3 protein-coding genes are annotated in these 2164 nt (G+C 39.1%); all 3 read right to left on the reverse strand.

All coding sequences use genetic code 11. The features are described from left to right. Positions 1–649 (reverse strand): lipoyl(octanoyl) transferase LipB (gene lipB, locus FJ218_11390; protein ID MBM4167505.1); only part of this gene is annotated, 649 nt, incomplete at its 3' end. A gap of 161 nt (positions 650–810) precedes the next feature. Beyond that, positions 811–1284 (reverse strand): type II toxin-antitoxin system VapC family toxin, encoded by a 474-nt coding sequence (locus FJ218_11395; GenBank protein MBM4167506.1) that lies wholly within the window; start codon positions 1282–1284, stop codon positions 811–813. A 63-nt stretch (positions 1285–1347) separates the two neighbouring features. Beyond that, positions 1348–2164: dihydrolipoyl dehydrogenase (locus FJ218_11400; protein ID MBM4167507.1), on the reverse strand; the 817-nt coding region annotated here is incomplete at its 5' end.

Raw genomic sequence — 2164 nt, forward strand, 5'->3', positions numbered from 1 at the left:
TACTTTCCGCTTTCACCGAAAACACTTTTTCAAAATTTCTGATTACGCTTTCTTCAACTTCATTCATCGCAATTTTCTTTCCGAGAAGTTTTTCGAGCGATGTAACTCCTTTGTGAAAAATTCCGCACGGAATAATTCTATCGAAGTAACGCAAATCGGTGTTGACGTTGAAAGCAAATCCGTGCATTGTAATCCACTTGCTTACTTTCACACCGATTGCCGCGATTTTATTTTCTCCAACCCAAACGCCGGTGAAATCATTGTTGCGTGTTCCTTCAATTCCAAAATCATTGAGCGTGAGAATGAGAACTTCTTCCAAATCGCGCAAGTAACGATGAATGTCGCAGTAGTAGTTTTCCAAATTCAAAATCGGATAACCGACAAGTTGACCGGGACCGTGATACGTAATATCTCCGCCTCTATCAATGTGAAAAACATCCACGCCATTGATTTTCAATTCTTCTTCGCTTGCAAGAAGATGATTTTCGTCGCCGCTTTTTCCAATAGTATAAACGTGATTATGCTCATTCAAAATAAAAACATCGGAGATTGCTTTCTCTTCAACCAGAGAAAAAATTTCCTTCTGCAAATCCCACGTGTGTTTGTAATCCGTGCGATGGAGATGGAGAATATGAATTAAGTTTTTCAAAACGTTACGCCGCTTTTCGAGAAACTTTCGGCGGATGCATATTATATTTTTTATGAATCCGTTCTAAATCTTTCTCACGTAATTCAGGATTCTTCAAGTATTTTTTATGTAATTTTTCGCGTATATCTCGCATCATTTTTACTGCATCGAAATCTTTTTCTTCACTTTTCATCTAATACCTCACGAGGTGTTCGTATGTCTAATAATTGATAACCGTATTTTAAATTCACAGCGTTGTAAATCCGAATTCTATCAACGTTCACAATGTGATGGAAATTCCAACTCACCAAAACATTCACTCGATGAATCGTTGCCGTTGCGATGTGCAATGCATCTTCTTCATAGTTTCGGGAAATTGCACCTTCGCGAATGTATAATTCTGCAAGTTGTTGTCCTTCAAAATCAAGAAGGACTGATTCAATATTTTCTTTTGGAATTCTTGGAATAACATTTCGAACATTTTCCGGCGCATCTTCTAATTCTTCCAACGTGATGTCAGAAAGAACGACGATTTTTGTTCCTTCAATAAATTCATCTACTAATTTATTCGACCATTCTTCAAATTCTTTATCGTAACAACCGCCGACAACAGATGTATCAACATAAATTCTTTGTTTTGGAAGTGTGAATTTCATTTTCTGTTTTTTTCGTCAAAAAAAACTTTGTTGTCGTTGCGGCTTTGCGCGATTAAATAATCCTCAAATATGTATCGAATGTCCCAACGCATTTTCTGCTGCTTCCATTATTGCTTCGGAAAGCGTGGGATGTGCGTGCATTGTGTTCGCAATTCCTTCCGCCGTTGTTTCGAGTGATTTTGCAACGTTGAGTTCAGCGAGCATTTCTGTTGCTTCGCTTCCTAAAATATGCGCGCCGAGAAGTTCGCCATACTTCGCATCGAAAATAAGTTTTACGAGTCCATCCGTTTCACTAATCGCGCGCGCTTTCCCGCTTGCAGAAAATGGAAATCGTCCGACTTTGATTTGATAACCTGCGGCAATCGCTTTTTCTTCCGTCAATCCAACGCTTGCAACTTGCGGCTGACAATATGTGCAACCGGGAATATTATCCCAATCAATCGGCTGCGGATTTTTTCCTGCAATTTTTTCCACGCAGACAATTCCTTCTTTCGATGCAACGTGCGCTAACCACGGCGGACCAGCAACATCACCGATTGCATAAATTCCATCAACATTTGTTTTTCCGAAATCATCAACCGTAATCCAACCTTTTTCTAATTTCACGCCGAGTGTTTCCAAGCCAATGTTTTCAATGTTTCCTTGCACTCCAATCGCATTGAGCGCAATTTCGGCTTTCAATTCTTTCTTTCCGTCTTTATTGGAAACAACAACTTTCACATCTTTTCCCGCAGTAACACTTTCGACTTTTGTTTCGGTAAAAATTTCAATTCCGTTTTTCTTGAAATTACTTTCGAGCAATTTAGAAATTTCTTTGTCCTCAATCGGAAGAATGTTCGACATCATTTCCACGATGGTAACTTTTGTCCCGAACGCATTA

The sequence above is a fragment of the Ignavibacteria bacterium genome (assembly GCA_016873775.1).
In the GTDB taxonomy this organism is placed as follows: domain Bacteria; phylum Bacteroidota; class Ignavibacteria; order UBA10030; family F1-140-MAGs086; genus JAGXRH01.